15 protein-coding genes and 4 tRNA genes are annotated in these 19,593 nt (G+C 42.7%); 10 read left to right on the top strand and 9 right to left on the bottom strand.

Annotated elements, in window-relative coordinates; all coding sequences use genetic code 11:
• The first annotated feature begins 72 nt into the window (after window positions 1–72).
• Window positions 73–606 carry a DUF488 family protein gene (locus B2866_RS02590; RefSeq protein ID WP_296190438.1) on the top strand — a complete coding sequence of 178 codons (534 nt, stop codon included), beginning with the start codon at window positions 73–75 and terminating at the stop codon, window positions 604–606.
• A 273-nt stretch (window positions 607–879) separates the two neighbouring features.
• On the opposite strand, the gene B2866_RS02585 is transcribed toward B2866_RS02590, so the two are convergent.
• The 4 genes from B2866_RS02585 to metX form a co-directional block, all read right to left on the bottom strand.
• Window positions 880–1,935 carry a rhodanese-related sulfurtransferase gene (locus B2866_RS02585; protein WP_296190437.1) on the bottom strand — a complete coding sequence of 352 codons (1,056 nt, stop codon included), beginning with the start codon at window positions 1,933–1,935 and terminating at the stop codon, window positions 880–882.
• Window positions 1,936–2,182: 247 nt separating this feature from the next.
• Entirely contained in the window at window positions 2,183–2,764 is a 582-nt protein-coding gene (locus B2866_RS02580) for a tetratricopeptide repeat protein (protein ID WP_068404007.1), read from the bottom strand.
• 423 nt (window positions 2,765–3,187) lie between these two features.
• Window positions 3,188–3,805: a methionine biosynthesis protein MetW gene (gene metW, locus B2866_RS02575; protein WP_296190423.1), complete on the bottom strand. Its 618-nt coding sequence runs from the start codon at window positions 3,803–3,805 to the stop codon at window positions 3,188–3,190.
• Window positions 3,802–5,151 (bottom strand): homoserine O-acetyltransferase MetX, encoded by a 1,350-nt coding sequence (gene metX / locus B2866_RS02570; RefSeq protein ID WP_296190458.1) that lies wholly within the window; start codon window positions 5,149–5,151, stop codon window positions 3,802–3,804. Before metX ends, metW begins: the two co-directional genes overlap by 4 nt.
• Before the next feature lie 542 nt (window positions 5,152–5,693).
• Here metX and hemH point away from each other — a divergent pair.
• Window positions 5,694–6,713: a ferrochelatase gene (gene hemH / locus B2866_RS02565; protein ID WP_296190420.1), complete on the top strand. Its 1,020-nt coding sequence runs from the start codon at window positions 5,694–5,696 to the stop codon at window positions 6,711–6,713.
• Window positions 6,714–6,797: 84 nt separating this feature from the next.
• On the opposite strand, the gene B2866_RS02560 is transcribed toward hemH, so the two are convergent.
• From B2866_RS02560 to B2866_RS02540, 5 genes are all read right to left on the bottom strand, one after another.
• A complete protein-coding gene (locus B2866_RS02560; protein WP_296190417.1) occupies window positions 6,798–7,139 on the bottom strand; it encodes a hypothetical protein in 342 nt (113 codons plus the stop codon).
• A 252-nt stretch (window positions 7,140–7,391) separates the two neighbouring features.
• Window positions 7,392–7,931: a hypothetical protein gene (locus B2866_RS02555; protein ID WP_296190415.1), complete on the bottom strand. Its 540-nt coding sequence runs from the start codon at window positions 7,929–7,931 to the stop codon at window positions 7,392–7,394.
• Window positions 7,932–8,203: 272 nt separating this feature from the next.
• Entirely contained in the window at window positions 8,204–9,175 is a 972-nt protein-coding gene (locus tag B2866_RS02550) for a hypothetical protein (RefSeq protein ID WP_296190413.1), read from the bottom strand.
• Between the two features lie 289 nt (window positions 9,176–9,464).
• Entirely contained in the window at window positions 9,465–12,431 is a 2,967-nt protein-coding gene (polA, locus tag B2866_RS02545) for a DNA polymerase I (RefSeq protein WP_296190410.1), read from the bottom strand.
• Window positions 12,432–12,678: 247 nt separating this feature from the next.
• Window positions 12,679–13,092 carry an organic hydroperoxide resistance protein gene (locus B2866_RS02540; RefSeq protein ID WP_296190408.1) on the bottom strand — a complete coding sequence of 138 codons (414 nt, stop codon included), beginning with the start codon at window positions 13,090–13,092 and terminating at the stop codon, window positions 12,679–12,681.
• A 323-nt stretch (window positions 13,093–13,415) separates the two neighbouring features.
• Between B2866_RS02540 and B2866_RS02535 the strand changes: the two genes are divergently transcribed.
• The 8 genes from B2866_RS02535 (at window position 13,416) to B2866_RS02500 (ending at window position 19,127) form a co-directional block, all read left to right on the top strand.
• Entirely contained in the window at window positions 13,416–14,333 is a 918-nt protein-coding gene (locus B2866_RS02535) for a hypothetical protein (RefSeq protein ID WP_296190405.1), read from the top strand.
• A 189-nt stretch (window positions 14,334–14,522) separates the two neighbouring features.
• Window positions 14,523–16,118 (top strand): peptide chain release factor 3, encoded by a 1,596-nt coding sequence (locus B2866_RS02530; protein WP_296190403.1) that lies wholly within the window; start codon window positions 14,523–14,525, stop codon window positions 16,116–16,118.
• Between the two features lie 199 nt (window positions 16,119–16,317).
• Window positions 16,318–17,172, top strand: coding sequence for an RsiV family protein (locus tag B2866_RS02525; RefSeq protein ID WP_296190401.1), 855 nt, complete (start codon window positions 16,318–16,320; stop codon window positions 17,170–17,172).
• Between the two features lie 80 nt (window positions 17,173–17,252).
• On the top strand, window positions 17,253–18,275 hold the full coding sequence (locus B2866_RS02520) for an FHA domain-containing protein (protein WP_296190398.1): 1,023 nt from the start codon (window positions 17,253–17,255) through the stop codon (window positions 18,273–18,275).
• Window positions 18,276–18,555: 280 nt separating this feature from the next.
• Window positions 18,556–18,631, top strand: a tRNA-Thr gene (locus B2866_RS02515).
• 64 nt (window positions 18,632–18,695) lie between these two features.
• Window positions 18,696–18,779: transfer RNA gene (locus tag B2866_RS02510), tRNA-Tyr, on the top strand.
• Between the two features lie 85 nt (window positions 18,780–18,864).
• A tRNA-Gly gene (locus B2866_RS02505) sits at window positions 18,865–18,938 on the top strand.
• A 114-nt stretch (window positions 18,939–19,052) separates the two neighbouring features.
• Window positions 19,053–19,127, top strand: a tRNA-Thr gene (locus tag B2866_RS02500).
• Window positions 19,128–19,593 lie beyond the last annotated feature (466 nt).

Below are 19,593 nucleotides of genomic sequence, written 5' to 3'. Positions count from 1 at the left end.
AAACCATGCCAAATAAAATGTCGACAATAAACTTTAAAACAACGATGCGACAACTCAACACTGGCTTAAATTATGACCACCACATTTTATACGATTGGACATTCGACCCGTAGCCTTAGTGAGCTGATTGAGATGCTTCAAGCAGCCGATATCAAACTGCTCATCGATGTGCGCAGCTTTCCGCGTTCTCGTACCAACCCTGTTTTTAATATCGATACTTTTCCCGAAGCACTCAGTCAAGTTGGCATCAGTTATCAGCACTGCGCTGACCTTGGCGGGCGACGTCCGAAGCAAAAGCAAGTCGATGAACAGATTAATGATCTATGGCGCGTGCAAGCTTTTCATAACTATGCGGATTATGCGTTAAGTGATACTTTTCAAGCCGCCCTCGATCAACTCATTCAACTCGGAGAAAAACAGCGTCTTACTCTTATGTGTTCTGAAGCAGTATGGTGGCGTTGCCATCGGCGTATCATTACCGATTATTTACTGCTTAGAGGCCATAGGGTAGAGCATATTATGGGCGTTGGTCGCTTAGATGTTGCCAAGCCTACATCAGGGGCTGAGTTAAATGGTCAAGGCCAAGTAGTTTATCCAGCAGTGTAGGGCGTGTCCTCAACTAAACCAATAGCAATCTAAATGGGCTAGAAATGGTTAAATCTTGCCAAACAGCGTCAAATAGCTAGGTAATATCTCGATATTATCTGCACTATTTTCCTTGCTTGACGGCAATTTACCTCATTTCTATCACCATTTTTAAAATGAAGATACACCCTAATATAAATAAAAGGGACAAAAAAAAGAGGCGCTAGTGACCTCTTTTTTATAACTCTTATGTAATAAACCTTAATGCCGTTAAGCTTTGGTTAATTTAACTTATTAAGCTTTAGCTTTATTAGCGGCTTCCGCTTGACGGCGAGCTTCAATCTTAGCCGCTTTACGCTTCTCAATCACGTCAATCACATCGCTACCGATATGCGCCTCACCACGTTTTTTCGCCAGCTGCATTTGATGCTCGCGCTCACGAAAACGCGCTTTTTGCTCGTCAGTGGCTTTATCGATACAGTGCGGGCATGACTCGCCTTTGACATAGGCGGCGGTTTGCATGTCATCTTGAGTAATTGGCATACGGCAAGCAAAACATTGCTCGTAGTTGCCTTTCTCTAGGTTATGATTGACCGACACACGGTTGTCAAATACAAAGCAGTCACCTTGCCACATAGATTCACTGGCTGGGATTTCTTCTAAATATTTCAAAATCCCGCCTTCTAAATGATAGACCTCTTCAAAGCCTTGCTCGCGCATAAAGGCTGTCGATTTTTCACAGCGAATGCCGCCGGTACAGAACATCGCAACTTTTTTATGCTTGGTTGGGTCAAGCTCTTTTGCGACATACTCTGGGAACTCGCGGAAGGTTTCGGTATTTGGATTGACCGCATTTTGGAAGGTACCGATTTGCACTTCGTAATCGTTACGGGTATCAATCAGGATAACCTCAGGGTCTGAAATTAGTGCATTCCACTCACTTGGTTTTACATAACGACCGACCGATTGTAATGGGTCGATATTCTCCACGCCCATGGTGACGATTTCTTTTTTTAGCTTCACCTTAGTGCGATAAAAAGGCTGGTCATCGGTATACGACTCTTTAAAAGTAAAGCTGCCAATCGCTTCGATACTGCGCAAATAATCTAAGACATTATCGATACCTTGGCGGCTACCAGAAATCGTGCCGTTAATGCCTTCGCTGGCCAGTAATAAAGTGCCTTTGACATCATTATCAAGCATGGTATTTAAAATTGGCTCACGATATTGCTCAAAATCGGCAAAGCGAGTGAACTTATAGAGGGCAGCAACCACGATATTATTGGTGACGCTATCGTATTCGGTGGCGTGAGTTGACGCTTGTACGTCAGTCGTTTGTGAGGTACTCATGTGTTTCTCCTGCTGGCTAGGTCGCAAACCTAGTGCATTGATTTAAGTATGTAGATTAGCTATAACACTAGCGCAATTGTGGAATTGGCTAATGCGGGCGTAGTTTAACAAATTTTAAAAAGGTTTTGGCAGTTTTATCATTCTATAATTTCATCGAAATATGACAGATCATAAAAATAGCAAATAAAAAAGCCCAGTATGATACTGAGCTTCTTTTATATTTACTGTGTAAAGTCTAAATTAGAGTTTACTTACTTTGGAACCAAGTGTCGGCTTTACTACGCGCGCTAGCGATATCAGCACTTGATAAGTTCAAGGCCAATTGACCGATTTTACCGCGGGCTTTGTTACGGACTTTTTCATCGAGCATGCCATCACGGGCAGCCAAGTCGTACCATTTATACGCATCGACCAGATTCTTTTGCTTTTCATCAAGCAGGGCAAGCGTATAGCTGGCACGGTTATCACCGCGCATCGCGGCTTTTTCTAACCATAGACGCGCTTGTTGTAGGTTAGGCTGTACCCCTTCACCGCGCAAGTACATGATAGCAAGATTCAACTGAGCAGGGGCGACGCCTTGCTGAGCTGCTTTGGTATACCACTGGATGGCTTGCTGGGTGTTTTGGGCGACGCCTTCACCTTTTTGCAAACGCTTGGCTAAGTAAAACTGGGCGTGATTGTTACCTTGGGCAGCGCTGGCAGACAGCTCACTGATCGGCATTAGCTCAAAACGTGAAGTATCAAGTGGCACGTTTGATATTAACTCAGCGTTGGCAAGGCCCGCACAAGAGAACAGGGCAGTAAACAACGCAGCTTTTAATAATTTCATAGCAGCTCCAAAATTAGGCAGTTAATAAGCAAAAGAAAAAGTTGCACCGCTAAAATGGTCTCGCTTGAGACAGTTAGGCGGCGATAACAATTAGGTGAAATTTTGCGCTACCTTCTTACCTAATTATTAGCAATAACATTTATAGATTTAGTGGGTCGTTGCCTCAAATCGAGCCGATAAACGGTTAAAAAATCCGATAAACGGTCATAAATGGGGTATGACTGACACTATTTCGCTAGCTTAACACCCAAACTTACGAAACTCAAATACTAATTACACGATTTAATGCTTACTTGTACCTCACTGTCCTCAATAAAATCATAGAGTTACTTAAGCGTAAGGATAAATTAACATTGTATTAAGGTTAATATTATTACCTTTTTATTTAAATATTCGTTAATAACCAGTGCGTTAACTTCACTATTAAGCAGGTTTTTGTTTGGTGACCCGATAAATAGCGACATCTGCGAGCAGATTGGGTGCTTGCCTGATTAATGCGGTCATCAATGGCGTATGACCTTTTTCAGAATCACTGACCGCAAAGCGATTAATGATATGAATATCATGCTGCGCGCATAGCTGCTCAAAATCTTTAAAGGTACACAAATGAATGTTTGGGGTGTTATACCACTCATAAGGCAGTGCTTCTGAAACTGGCATCAGACCCTTTAAGCCCAAATGCAGGCGATTTTGCCAGTGGGCAAAGTTAGGAAAGGTAATCACGGCTTCACGGGCAACGCGTAGCATATCGAGCAGCAGCACATCAGGCGCTTTTACCGCTTGCAGGGCGCGCGCCATAACCACGGTATCAAAGCTATTATCGGCAAAACGACTCAAACCATCATTGAGGTCTTGCTCGACGATGGATAAGCCTTTAGTGATGGCTTCATTGATTTTATCTTCATCAATCTCCAGTCCATAACCGGTGACGCCTAGATTTTGCTGTAAATGCGCGAGCAGCTCGCCGTTACCGCAGCCTAAATCCAGCACATGCGAGTGCGGCGCTATCCAACGCTCGGCCAATTGATGATCCATTCTCATGAGCGTGCTCCTTTGGCTTTTAAGCGATTAGCAATAAATGGCGCGGTCAAAAAGCCTTTAACAGCACCCATATAACGTGGAATATCAAATAAAAACGAATCATGACCGTGCGGGGCATCGACATTGATATAGCTGACCGGCTTACCAGTTGCCATCAGAGCATCGACAATCTCTTGTGAGCGCTCGGGCGCAAAACGCCAGTCGGTGGTAAATGACACCACCAAATACTGACACTGCGTATGAGCAAAGGCAGCTTTTAGGGCGTTCAGCTCTTTTGCATTGGCTACATCAACGTTATCAGCATTGTCAGTATTATCAATGGTCGCGCTACTGTTTAGCGTTTTCTCAAGCTTTTTCTCAGTAGAATCGGCTTTTACTGCTGCGGCGAGGGAGGTTTCTAGCTCTGCCGATGAGTGTGTTGAAGAGTCTGCCGCTGACGGATAATCACGCGTCGGGTCAAAATAATCTAACGCTTTGGTCATGAGCAAGTAAGTATTGGCATCGAAGTTTTCGCTAAAGCGTTCGCCTTGATAGCGCAAATAGCTCTCGACCTGAAACTCGACATCGTAGCCATACATAAACTTGCCAGATTTTAAATCACGACCAAACTTTGCCTTCATCGCATCATCGGTCAAGTAGGTGATATGCCCAACCATGCGTGCAAGAATCAGCCCACGCCTCGGATAAGTACCCGCCTGTAAGTAACGCCCGTCTTTAAAATCAGGATCAGAGAGAATGGATTGCCGCGCGACTTCGTTAAAGGCAATGTTTTGTGCAGAAAGCTTTGGTGTACTGGCAATGACCACACAGCGTTTCAAGCGTTCTGGATAATCGACCGACCATTGCATGGCCTGCATGCCGCCCATCGAGCCACCGACAATGGCATGCCAAACTTCAATACCCAAGCGGTCTGAGAGCATGGCTTGGGTTTTTACCCAATCTTTAATGGTGACAAGGGGGAAGTCAGGGCCATAAACCTGCGCTTCACCCTCATCGCTTATACTATCTGGATTGATGGTCGTTGGGCCGGTAGAGCCAAAGCAGCTGCCGATATTATTGACGCAAACCACAAAAAACTGATTGGTATCGATGGCTTTATGAGGGCCAATCATATTGTCCCACCAGCCCGCTTTTTTATCGTCGTCACTATGGAAGCCTGCCGCATGATGGCTACCTGATAGGGCGTGGCATATAAGGATAGCGTTTGATTTGTCGCTATTGAGTGTGCCATAAGTTTCAAAGATTAAATCGAATGAAGGCAGGGTGCGATTGCACTCCAAGGTCAATGGCTCAGCGAAATGAAAAGTCTGCGGCGTGACGAGGCCAACTGAGCCTACCGAATCGATAGAATCGATCGTATTAGCAGAATGATTGGTGGAATGCTCACTGGTACTATCAGAACGTGCGCTCAAAACTACCTCACAAAACAACAGTTACAGTTATGGACAAAAAAATGGTTATAAATAAAACAAACCTAGAAAGGTGACAATAATGGAATGGGTCTAACTACTTTCTTATTATAAGCTTGTCTATTGTATGGCGATGCGCCTAGGAGTACAACCTTGATAGGCGGTCTTTCAAGCAAAGTATCAGTAGCTGGGGTATTAACGGTATGGCAATCCTAAATATCAAGCGTTTCGCCCTGCGTTTTTGGTGGATAAAATGCTACACTGATGATAAGTATCAGCCTTTTTATTTAACCATCATTTGGTATGTGATTGACTGTCGTCTGCTTAGTATATTTTGATAATTGCCAAGTGTGGTTAATTAAGGCTTAATAGTACTATTGCTAAATAAATGGCTAAAATATATGAATTTTGAAATACCTTTTAGCTGATCAAAGCCTATAACTTCACCATAACATAATCCAAGAATAGATAATGCCCTTATGAAACCTCAATTGCCGCCCCGTATTGCCGTCTTATTAGTCAACCTAGGTACGCCAGATGAGCCGACCGCACCCGCCGTCCGTCGTTATCTAAAACAGTTTTTGTCCGACCCGCGCGTGATTGAAATCCCTCAATTCTTATGGGCGATCATTCTAAATTTATTTGTCCTGCCAAGTCGCCCAAAACGTGTGGCAAAAGCCTATGCCAGTATTTGGGAAGGCGATTCGCCCATTCGCAAAATATTAAACAGCCAAGTTGAGCTGCTCGAGCCACGCTTGGCAAATAGCGTGGCGCCATTTCGCGTTTCTGTACATGCAGCAATGAGCTATGGTAATCCAGGTTTGCCTGATGTGATGGACAACTTGCGTGCTGAGGGCGTTGACCATTTTGTCGTCTTGCCATTATTTCCGCAGTATTCTGCCTCGTCTGGCGGTGCAGTCTATGATGCTTTGACCAAATGGACGCTCAAGCAACGCAACTTGCCAAACTATAGCATTGTCAAAGATTACTTTGCGCATCCGCTGTATATTCAAGCATTGGCTAACTCGATTCGCCGCTTTCAAGCCGAGCATGGCAAGCCTGAAAAGCTGATGTTTAGCTTTCACGGGATTCCGCAGCCCTATGCCGATAAAGGCGATCCGTACCCAAAACGCTGCAAATGTACCGCCGCGCAAGTGGCGCACGAGCTTGGTCTGCAAGATGACGAGTGGATTATCAGCTTTCAGTCGCGCTTTGGTAAGCAAGAATGGGTCAAGCCGTATACCGATGTGGTATTAGAAGATTGGGGTAAATCTGGGGTACGTTCGGTACAAGTGATTAGTCCGGCATTCTCTGCTGATTGCTTAGAAACACTAGAAGAATTGGCGATTGAGAATCGTGATAATTTCTTAAATGCAGGCGGGCAAGATTATCATTATATTCCAGCATTAAACCTAGATGAGGCGCATATTGATTTGCTTGAAGCACTCAGTTTGCCGTTGGTTAAAGGCTGGGCTGGTACACTCGATGGCTGGGTTTAATGGTTTTCTTAAGTCAAAAAAATACCGGACATAATGTTCGGTATTTTTTTCTAAATTATTTGCTATCTTATCAGTACGCAATTTCTAAAAATTATCATCGTTAGAAACTTTGGCGGCATCTCTGTCTGCGATATCGACAATATCGGGATAATCTTTATCGTCTAGATTGTCTTCGACCAACACCTCGTCAATCCGAGCTTCATCGATATTTTGGCGATGTATCGGCGTCAGTCCTTGGGTGGCGTCCGTACCGACTTCAGAATTATTAAATCCTGCGCTATTGTCGATGACATCGTCGTCATCAAACGTATGCAGCATGGGATTGTTTAAATCAATCTCTTGGGTACCGTCTTCATTATCATCAATGCTGCTATCGCCTTCGATATGATCCATCTCTTCTGGTAATGGGGTTTTTGAATTGTCCATGGTTGTGTCCTCATTATAGTTATAATTAACATTGCTTTTTATGATGTTCAAATTATGATGTTCGAATTACAATTATCAAAATTATGCTTATCAGTTTGCCGCGTTATAATTGCAACTAATAGTAGTGAGGTGTCACAGGATGTGCAAAAAATGTAAGGATAGATAAAAAACGGCTGCCAGTACGAGTTCAGTAGGCAGCCATAAAAAGGTTTTAGCGTTAATAATTCTAGAAACTATTTTAGAATCATTAACCTATTCATTTGCATTGCACGGTTGGTGATGATTTGGCTGATATAAAACAGAGTGGTCAAAATCGCTCAGTTTAAACCGCCACAAGTAAATTAAAGCAATCGCATAAACACTGGTTTCTGCAATTTCCTCTACGATTTCACCCATATTTTCAGGTATGAAAATGGCGTTTTCACCCATATACTCTAACAATGCCAGTACAACCACAGTGATATATAGGGATATTGGTACCTTTTTTAATACAGCCCACAGATAACGCCAGCTATATGCCAACAAGCCCACAATAAGTAGATAGACCGTTAATAGTATAGCGTCTTCCCACCAATCATAAGAGTGGTTCAAAAATGAAAAATTACTGGGAATAAAGAGTTCAGGCACGTAATTTAACTCACGACGTATCACAGCAAAAAATACTAATACGGATGCCAACCAAAAATATCGACCCAGTTTGAACTGACTTTGTTTCATATATTGAGCACAGCGGAATATGCAGGCGAATAACATAATGATACCTGGTAGTTCGATTACGCCATCTGAAGTCAAAATAAAGGCTCCTAGTTTTCAAAACAAAAAAGTGAGCGCGAGGGCTCACTTTAAACCGAAAATCGTCTAATCATTAACGTTGATTGGTCACTATTATAACGCCAACTTTAGCCTAATATCGTCATCAATTCATACTAACTGGTCAGCCGCAAGTATAAATAACGTAAGTTTAATCCGTTGAATGCTTATATGAGATACTCTTTAACGTATTAATTATCGCTAATAGTTATTTATGGGTTATTCATAAGCACTGTTAAGCATTAAAGTAAGTATTAAAAAAAAGCTTCCATGCGTAGTAGAGCGGAGGGGTAATGGTCTTTATTCTCCGTTTTATCATTATAATAATTTAGCTCTGTTTGCACATATAACCACTCTCGCCAAATAGGTTGACGGTAGCTGATAGCAGGGCCATAACTGTTTAAAAATGACTTATCCTCATTAAAATAACCACTGCTAGAGATACCGTATGCCAGCTGCTTTTCATTACCTAAATAGTGTACTTGTCTAAAATCATTGGCCCAATCGGTGCTTTCTTCATCATCTTGATTGCGATAGCTGATGGTGGTGCGATTATTGATAAAGCGGTTGGTATCACTGCCATATTTTAGAGTAATGCCGCCTCGAGCATAGTGCTCACTATCGAGACCATAGCGATAAAAGTTATCGTTGCTCACCGTCAATTTATCGCTCTCATACCAGTTTTTATCCACACTGAGTTTGACATAAACATCATCGAGAGAACGAACACCAACATCGACGTCGGTTTTTACACCCAGTTGACTTTCGATCTCATCACTAAAGCGTGACCAACGCAGGGCGATGGAGGCGTTTTCCTCTCTCGTTTTTCTAGTGTTAACGAGCCTGTCTGAGTTTGTTTGATAACCATCTCTTGTGGCGCTTTGCTTCAAAAAAGCATCTTCATCCAAATCTTCATCACCGATAATTAAGCTTAAACGTTTCTCTAACATAGGCAGGCGTAAGCGCCCACGAATTCTGGGTTCAATACTTATCTCACTACCTGATTGCGGATCATTAGCCCAGCGCGTATCAAATACTATTCGTAGACTGGCAGTAGCAGGTTTTTTTGGGTCAGGTTCACCAAACCAGCCATCCATTTCGTCAGCCCATTCATTCAATTGCTCCTGCGCCTCTTGATGTTTTTCGTCTGCCCAGCCCCATTCTGCATTGGCTGCTTGAACGTATTGTTCATTATTTTGGTGGGTAGCTTGGTCATCATTAGCCATTGCTGGCGTATATAGGCTTAGACTGAAAATAAGAGAACAGATAATGTTATTGAGCTTAAATAGATTGGTCATAGAGGATTTTAATTTTTTGGGAAAATGAAGATGATGGATGAATTATGCGATGCTAAGAGTTTTATTAATACAGTGAGCTGAAGATGAAATACGCCTATTCAATCTAGCGTGCTGCTGGGCTTATTATCCAGTAAATTTAAAACAACAAAAAGGCTTGGCAAAAATGCCCAGCCTTTTCTGTTAAAAAATTCGTAGAGTACAGCCTATGTTTTAAGTGTTAATGCGCTTCATCCCAATTGCTACCAATATCGGTTTCAACCAATAACGGTACCGCGAAGTCAACATTCCAGCCTTTTGCAACAGCCGTTGTGGTTAGGACATCTTGCATGGCGTCGGTAATCAGTTGGCGAATATCAGCAACTTTATCCGCATCGACTTCAAACACTAGCTCATCATGGACTTGCAATAGCATTTTTGCTTGCTCTTTGGGTAGTACTTTATCGACGGCAATCATCGCAAGTTTGATTAAATCAGCGGCTGAACCTTGCAGTGGGGCGTTAATGGCTGCGCGTTCAGCGCCTTGTTTGACCATACGATTGCTATGATTGATATCAGGCGTATACAGCTTGCGACCCAAGATGGTCTCGACGTAGCCGTGCTCTACCGCGCTGGCACGCGTATTAATCATATAGTCTTTGACGCTTGGATAACGCTCAAAATACATATCGATATAATCTTGCGCCTCATTGCGGCTCATTTGTAGCTGCTTCGCCAGTCCAAAGGCACTCATGCCGTAGAGCAGACCAAAGTTAATGGCTTTAGCATTACGGCGCTCAGTGGCGCTGACCTCTTCAACGGCTTTGCCTAAGACTTCAGCAGCCGTTGCCGTGTGAATATCTAAGCCTTCGTTAAAGGCGCGGGTTAAGTTTTTATCACCTGAGAAATGCGCCATCAGACGTAGCTCAATTTGTGAATAATCCGCGGCTAAAATCACGCGACCTTCTGGGGCAATAAACGCTTGGCGAATCAGGCGACCGGTGGCGGTACGAATCGGAATATTTTGTAAGTTAGGATCGGTTGAAGATAAGCGTCCGGTGCTGGTCAATGCTTGATGGTAGCTGGTATGCACGCGGTCAGTCTTGGCATCTGCGACATTATCAAGGGCATCGGTATAGGTGCTTTTAAGCTTCGATAAGCCGCGATATTCAAGGACGATTTCTACCAACGGATGATCAATCTTTGACAGTACGGCTTCGCCAGTCGAGTACTGACCTGACTTGGTTTTTTTACCACCCGGCACGCCCAGCTTTTCAAACAGCATCTCACCAAGCTGCTTTGGTGAGCCAAGATTAAACTCTTCGCCAGCGACTTCATACGCGCGTTTTTCTAACGCAATGATTTCTTCATCAAAACGTTTTGATAGCTCGTTTAAAAACGGGCGCTTGATTAAAATGCCATTTGCTTCCATCTGGCAGAGGATTTCTGCGGTTGGAATTTCTAACTCGTGTAGCAATTTAGCGTTATTTTCGTCAGTCGCCAGTTTTTCGCTAAATAACTCAAACAGCTGATAGGTAATATCGGCATCTTCACAGGCATAATCGCTAGCTAAATCAATGGCGACCTGATCAAAACTCACTTGCTTGGCGCCCTTACCAGCGACATCCTCAAAACTGATGGTTTGGGTGTGCAAATAATGGCGTGCCAAATCATCCATACCGTGGCGAGTAGCGGCCGCGTTAATCACATAGCTGGCAAGCATGGTATCCATCGCCCAATTATTGGGTTTGGCATGAATACTGCCTAATAAGTCGATACCATAAAAGCTAAGAATATGGGCATCATATTTTAAATGTTGACCGATTTTACCGATGTTTGGATTTTCTAAGATGGGTTTTAAGCGCGTCAAAACGCTATCGCGGTCAAGCTGTTTGGTCGTTAGCTCATCACCTTCTAGACTATGAGTTAGCGGAATGTAATATGCTTCATGCGCTTTTACCGCAAAAGACAAGCCAACCAATTCCGCCTGACGCCAATAAACGCTGGTGGTTTCGGTATCAATGACAAAATGCGGTGCAGATTCTAATAATGTAACCAAGCTATCAAAAGCAGGTTTATCTAAAACCGTGTGCCACGCCTTATCATGAGTTTTACTGTGTTTGATATTATCGATAATACTTGATTGTAGAGATTTGGCGATTTGTGCTTGCGATTCGGCATCCGCTTGACTGTCGGCAACGCTTTGTGCACCGTTCCCATTAGCATTGGCTGGATGATTGGGATGGTCAAGTGATGCCAGCTCATTTCTAAATTCAAGCTCGCTATAGAGCGCGCGTAGCTCATCAATATGAGCGCACGGGTCGGTATTTATTTTTAAATCTTGCCAATCCTGACCAATGTCTAAATCGGTGACGATGGTTGCCAATTGCGCATTAAATGGAATGTCGTCAGCATACTCGACCAGATTTTTGCCAGCGCGTCCTTTGATATTGGCGACATTTTTAAGCATATTGTCGATGTTGCCATACTCATTAAGCAAATCTTTGGCAGTCTTTTTACCGATACCCGGCACGCCCTTGATACCATCAGAGGAATCGCCCATGAGCGTTAAAAAGTCAATCATTTGCTCAGGCTGAATGCCAAATTTTTCTACCACGCCTGCGCTATCAGTGACCTTACCGGTGAAGCTGTCTTCTAGTATCACGCAGTCATTAATCAGCTGCATCATGTCTTTATCACCGGTCGAGATAACCACATGATGACCTTCGGCAACGGCGCGATGGGCTAGAGTACCAATAATATCGTCAGCTTCCGCGCCTTCGATACGTAATAGTGGAATCCCTAGCGCCACGACCAAACTATGAATATAAGGAATTTGTTCGGCAAGCTCGACATCCATTTTTGGACGATTGGCTTTATATTCTTCCGACATCGCATGACGAAAAGTCGGAGACTTAGTATCAAAACAAACCGCCATGTGGGTTGGGTGGTAGCGACGCATCAGTTTTAATAACGCATTCAACGTCCCACGTATGGCGTTGGTAACCAGACCTTGAGAGTTTTGCATGGTCTTTGGCAAGGCATGATAGGTGCGAAATAAATAATAAGAGCCGTCGACTAAAATAAAAGGCGGCTGCTCTTTATTGACATGGCTAGTATCCATGGTCGCTACATTTGGCATGGTGGCAAAGTTTGGTAGCGTATTGGGATTAATCGGCGAGTGCGAGTTGTGATCGTTGTCGGTCATGGAAATTCACTTATCAAATTGGGCAGCAAGTATTGGGTAAAATAGATATTGATTGAAAAATTGGATAAAAAGATACCTTCATTATAACGATAAAATACCTTCTTGCCGAATAGATGGCGAACTAATAAATGGTTGGTAAAAAACGAGCAGTTAAGAACCTAAATACCAGCCAATAAAAAAGAACCCAGACCAGCTGAGTTCTTTTATTAGGCTACTTTTGAATCACTAACCTTTTTATTTTTAGGGGTTATTTTACTTCTGACGTCACTTCACTATCGATATTGCCGTGTGTGGCTTTCGAATATGGGCAAACTTTATTGGCTTTTTCGACCAGTTTTTGAAATTCGTCAGCTGATAGTTCTGTATTTTCACCAATTACGTGAATTTTCACCGCCAATTTAAAGTCTAATCCTTCGCCTTTCATTAAATCTACTGATACTTCAGTAGTTGAATCAAATTTTGCCTTTTCTTCGCCTTTGACCGCCGCAAGTGCGCCATCAAAGCAAGCGGCATAACCCATGGCAAATAACTGCTCTGGATTGTTACCGTCTTTACCAGAACCTGGTGCGACCATATTAATAGTCAAATCACTGTCTTGTAGGCTGGCATTACCAGTACGACCGCCAGTCACCGTACCTTTAGTAGAATATAGAGTTTTCATAACACATCCTTTGTTGTTGGTTTTTATAATTAAATGACCTATTTACTATGCTGATTAGACGCTTACTATACGACCTTGCACAGAAGCAATCTTACATAGCAAACCCTTACACTACCATAGTGGCTGATGCTGAACGTATCGCGCAAGTTTAGAAATGGTAACTTGCTAAAATATTTAATCAATACGCTCCCAAACAACAATAGCAGAATTTTGATATATAAATAAGGATACTATTAATGTAAACTAATCACAAAAAGTATTTTACTAACATATTATAGTAGCCAAAGTAGATAGAAAGCGCCTAACCATAAGGACATTGTTTAATGAATGCCTCGCTGAATAAATGGATTGTGATACCAACTATGGTCTCTTTACTTGCCCTTACGCTCGTTGGCTGCGAAGAAGAGGACGTATTTTTTGGCGTAGGTAGTAGCAATAATATTACGCTAAGCAGATTTGCCGATAGTTATGACAGCAAAGCCAACGCGACTGCGATTGCGCGCATCGAGGAAACCTACCGTACCGGTAATTATGAGATTAAAACCAGAAATCTCGTCAATAACTACAGCAACCAAAGTCTAAATACTTTAGACAGAACGGTACTAGCCGATAAGTTTGAAGGACGACTGGAAAACAAAGATATTGAAGTCAATGGGCGCACGGTCAAACGACCTATTTATGAAAAAAACAGCAATAATAAATTCAATTATCAAACCACTTATAAAACCTTAGATTTATCAGGTGTGAAAGCAGATAGCTATAATGCAGGCGTTACGTTAAGCGACAGTCGCGGCATTATGACGGCCTTAAATCACTATGCTAAGCTGCCAACCAATTTAGCGTTTCCAGCTGGCTCGGTTTGCTATATCCCCGTTGTCAGCAGTGAACGCTCATTTTTAGCCTTTAACGAAAAAGACAAAACAGGATACTCGTCGCTTGATAAATGGGTTGAAGCGGCTGAAGCACGTTTTAAAGATGATAGAGATTATAGTACCTCAAGGTTTGGGGTTGGCATCAATAACAAGCAAAAAGCGGCGCAAGTGATGTTTTTTGAATATAAAGAGCAACCGGCTTATCAGTATAACGGGGTTGAATATAGTAAAGATATCTACGAAGCGGATTATGTGGCCAAAGGTAGTAGCAATCCAAATACCAACAGCTTTCGCGGTTTGGTCGATTGCACGATAGTCAATGATGTCGCCGCTGACTTTTTAGAAGATAAAATCAAGCGCTACTATTAAAGCGAAGAGCGCCTAACGCTTAAAATTTTTTGAAATTTAAAAATATCTGCACTCTCTACTTAGTTAATAGAGAGTGTTTTTTTATGCGCTAATTCTGCAACCAAACGCTAAATCCGCTACAATACGCCCATTATTTATCTTATTTGTTTAGAGTGATTTCTAAATCACACAACCGTTGAAGCCGAAATTATGAGCGTAGATCCAAAGAAATTAAGCAAAGAAGTCGCCAAACGCCGCACCTTCGCCATTATCTCGCATCCCGATGCGGGTAAGACCACCATGACCGAAAAGCTGCTGCTATGGGGGCAGGCGATTCAGGTGGTTGGTGAAGTAAAAGGCCGCAAAACTGACCGCCATGCGACATCGGATTGGATGAGTATGGAGCAGGAGCGTGGTATCTCTATCACCACCTCGGTCATGCAGTTTCCTTATAAAGACCATATGGTCAACCTGCTAGACACCCCGGGTCACGCCGACTTTAGTGAAGATACTTATCGTACTCTGACCGCGGTAGACAGTGCGCTAATGATGGTCGATGGCGCAAAAGGTGTCGAAGAGCGGACCATCAAGCTGATGGAAGTTTGCCGGATGCGTGATACGCCTATCATCTCATTCGTCAATAAACTTGACCGTCAGATTCGTGAGCCGCTTGAGCTACTCAGCGAAATCGAAGCAGTATTAAAGATTAAATGTATTCCGGTCACGTGGCCGATTGGTATGGGGCAAGATTTCGTTGGTGTCTATCATTTAACCGAAAACAAAACTTACCTATATGAAAAGGGTCATGGTGGTGAGATGACGGTCTCTGAAACGCGCGAAGGTTATGATTATGCTGATATCCGTGAGCGTTTGGGTAAGCTGATGTTTGACTCTTTTGAGGAGTCGCTTGAGCTGGTACAAATGGCGCTCGAAGACTTTGAGGTTGATGCGTTTTTAAAAGGTGAGATGACCCCTGTATTGTTCGGTACGGCGCTGGGTAACTTTGGCGTTAATATGGTACTTGATACGTTAATTAAATATGCACCGCCGCCAAAATCGCATCCGACCAATGAGCGCGAAGTGGCCGCAACCGAAACCGAGTTTAGCGGTTTTGTGTTTAAGATTCAGGCCAATATGGATCCGCGTCACCGTGACCGTATTGCCTTCTTACGCGTGTGCTCTGGCAAGTACGAAAAAGGCATGAAAATGAAGCACGTGCGCTTGGGTAAAGACGTGCGTATCGCCGATGCGCTGACCTTTTTAGCAGGCGACCGTGAAGCGTTAGAAGAAGCCTACCCGGGTGATATCATTGGCTTGCACAACCACGGCACGATTTCTATTGGCGACAGCTTTACCGAAGGCGAAGAATTAAACTTTACCGGCATTCCGCACTTTGCTCCTGAATTGTTCCGCCGTGTGGTGCTAAAAGACCCGCTTAAATCAAAAGCGCTGCAAAAAGGTTTACAGCAGTTAAGCGAAGAGGGCGCAACGCAGGTCTTTATGCCGCAGATTAATAACGATTTAATCTTGGGCGCAGTCGGTGTCCTACAGTTTGAAGTGGTCGCGCATCGTCTAAAAGAAGAATACAAAGTGCAATGTATCTTTGAGCCGGTATCGATTGCGACCGTACGCTGGATTCATTGTGATGATGAAGTGGCACTGGCGAAGTTTAAGAAAAAAGCCCATGACCAATTATCAATAGATGGTGGCGGTTATTTGACTTATCTTGCGCCATCTCGGGTGAACTTGCAGCTGATGCAAGACCGCTATCCTGAGATTACTTTTAGCAATACGCGCGAGCATTAAAGTTAGCTTGTTAATCTTTATGCTTACTTTTAAAAGACACGCTATCGTGTCTTTTTTATTATAAAAATTTTTGTTGCAGTCAAATATGAGCTGTCACGAGCGCATTAAGTACTCAAAAACACAAACAGTGCACCTACAATACGGCGCAGTAGTTACGGTAGAATATCAATAAACCTTATTGGTACGTGAAAGAGGCTATATGAAATCTGCAGCTCACATTCATTATAATAACTCAACATTCACTCAACCATTCCCATCTCAGCGCAGTGTGCGGCGTTTGGTTACGGTGCTAAGTAGTGGTTTGCTGCTTGGCGTCTTAAGCCTATCAGCGCAGGCGGGTAGCTTGATTAGTCATAGCGAGTATTTGGATTATGAGTTGCCTAAAAAAATAGCAGAAAAATGTACGGCGCGTGATAATTGCCCAGAGATTGAGGTTAAATATCTCAAGACCAATCATCCTTGGATAAATACGCTGACCAATGCGCGTATCAATCATTTGGTCGTCAATAGTAAACCAACTGCGTCCGCGCCCATCACTAAGACCAGCAGTCCAGCAGAAATCAAAGCTGCTATTGACGGTTTTGTCAGCGCGCAGTTCGCTGATTTACCCAAAGACAGTATTTTTGTTTATAGCTTAATGGTGACACCCGAATACTTGGGTCATGTGAATGATTTTGAATTATTTGAAATAAACTCCTATGTCTTTACCGGCGGCGCTCATGGCATGCCATATAGCGAGTATCTGATATTTGATCAACAAACCAAAAAACAAATCCAATTGGCAGATATGCTGCAGCCTAATAAAAAATCTCGTTTTAAAGCTTTAGCTTATTATGCTTATAAAGACTGGGTGAAAACGGTCGATGAAGATTCGGCAAGCTATGAGAAAAACTGGCCATTTACCTTAAGTGATAACGTAACGCTGACCGATAAAGGGATTGATATTCGTTACCAGCATTATGCTATTAGTCCCTATGCTTATGGCATGCCGGTACTGAGTATTCCTTATAGTAAGCTTAACGGTATCATCAAACCTCGATTTATAGCTAAATAATAATTTCATAAATTCAACAAAGTACTAAACTCAGCTTTTAATAAAGACTATTGGATATTTAAAAAATAAGGAGTGATAACATGACAAACCATACAGAAAATGCCCATACGCCAGTGACAACAGAAGGTACAACTTGGCAACTTAATGCCCTAACCGAAGCGTTAGGCGATCTGACCTTGACAGTCAGTGATAGTCTGTCCGTAGGACGCGGTAGCGATAATGATGTGGTACTTGGCAGCAAGCAAGTGTCGCGCAATCACGCGGTATTGAGCGTATTAAATGGTGAGCTATACGTCAAAGACTTAGAGTCATCGAATGGCACCTTTATCAATGAGCAGCGGATTGAAGCCAATAAATCTAAACGTCTTGATGCCAATGATACGCTAGGTTTTGCAAGTTTTAATTTTCAGGTAAGTGCCCCAGTGGCTGCGAGCTTGGATAATGAACACGCTGCTCCAGTGATAGCAGATACGCCAGTGTTAAACTCAAATGCTGATACGGCTGCAGAATCAACACCTGCAGCCGCTGAACCTGTCGTTGTAGCGCCAGTCGTTCATGAAGCAGCCGATAAAGAGCCTGCTATTAAAGAAACTAGTGTTCAAGAACCCATCGTTAAAGAAACTGTTGCTGCAGAGCCTGTAATTAAAGAGTCGGCAAGTAACGAACCTATTGCCAAAGAGCCAGTCATCAAAGAAACTGGAATCGATGAGGTATTGTCAGTAGCTGATAATAATGAACCATCAACTTCAACTAGCACACCAGTTGTCGATGAACCAGCACCGAGCGCGGTTCGTCAAGCTCAATATGACACAGATGCGGCAGCGCATGATAAGACCACGACGACAACCTTACAAGAGGAAGCGGATCCCGATGTCCTACGCGCTAAGCAAGCAGCTACCGCCCAGTTTTCCGGCACAGCGAATCTAGGTCAGCCGCGCGACCTTGGTACTACAGGTAATAATGCCATGGATCAGGCGCTTAATAATCCTGCCAATGCAGGACAAGCCGAGAAAAAACCGAGCGGCGGCTGGTTTATATGGGTCTTTATCGCTGTTTTAATTATTGGCCTCGCGCTATGGTTGTTTAATAAAGGCAGTATGTAAGACATTTATCTTTATAAATTTAATGGCATTCTTAAATAAAGCAGCTGCCCGCTTATCAAAGCTATGAGTTTGATGAAATTATTCAATAAAGGCGGGCAGTTTATGCTTTGGATGATGTCTCATTTATTGTACTGTGGAAAAAGCTGTAATTTCACGCCAGAAAAAATAGCAATATAATCAAGTGCTTGACAGGTTTTGTTAAAATAATGCTAAAAAAACTAAAAAAGGGCTTGCGTCTAGCAAAATATTTGATAGAATAGCCACCACTTTGAGAGAACAAGCCGACTTAGCTCAGTTGGTAGAGCAACTGACTTGTAATCAGTAGGTCGCCAGTTCGATCCCGGCAGTCGGCACCATCTCTTTCAAAGTCGCTTTTTATGAATTTGCCTTAAATTAAGGTAATTTATAACAAGCAATCTAGGTGGGATTGGGGAGCGGTCAAACCCAACAGACTGTAAATCTGTCGCGAAAGCTTCGAAGGTTCGAATCCTTCTCCCACCACCATATTTGTTCTAAGTTTGTCCTAGCGCCAAGCATACTCTTTATCTTGCACGACTCGCTATTCGAGTCAAATAATATAAGAGTAAATGCGGGTGTGGTATAATGGTAACACCTTAGCCTTCCAAGCTAATGACGCGGGTTCGATTCCCGCCACCCGCTCCATATATGCACCATCGCAGCAACTATCAAACATCACGACAGTCAGTTATTATTGCTGTATCGTGATATTTTTTTTAGTACAACCGGTAGGTTGGCTACTGTAGTTTTTAAAAGTACGCTCATATAGCTCAGCGGTAGAGCACTCCCTTGGTAAGGGAGAGGTCTTGAGTTCAATTCTCAATATGAGCTCCATTTATTTTCCAAGCCTTGTATATATGCTTTACTATTTTGATAAAGCATCATATTTTGACAAGACATTATATTTTACAAAATATTGTAGCAATATCGAATTATAAAATATTGAAAATTATAAATAGAGTGTGGCAGTTAATCATTTAAAGGTGACACTAAGGTGTTGCCTTTTAGTGCTGTCAGTAGGTTTATAAATCTATTTGTTAGTCATATTTAGAAAAAAACTGTTTTGTTGAGATGTGCTAGCAGATGGCACAATATGCAAGCGATTGAAAAACAAGTATAATACCCCTATATAAAGATGTGATTAGTCAGTAGGCTAGTAAGCATCTTTGATACATTCATTTTAGTAGTTAAACCATAGCGTCAACGGTTTGATGGTTTTTATGCATCATGAACCGTCAAACAGCTATTTACCGATCTTTGATTGTTAAAGATTCATCAATAAAGAGGAAATACCCATGGC

This window comes from Psychrobacter sp. UBA3483, from assembly GCF_002377905.1.
Taxonomy (GTDB): domain Bacteria; phylum Pseudomonadota; class Gammaproteobacteria; order Pseudomonadales; family Moraxellaceae; genus Psychrobacter.
Note: the sequence above shows the minus strand (reverse complement) of the source record. Positions and strands in the feature narration are given on the sequence as shown.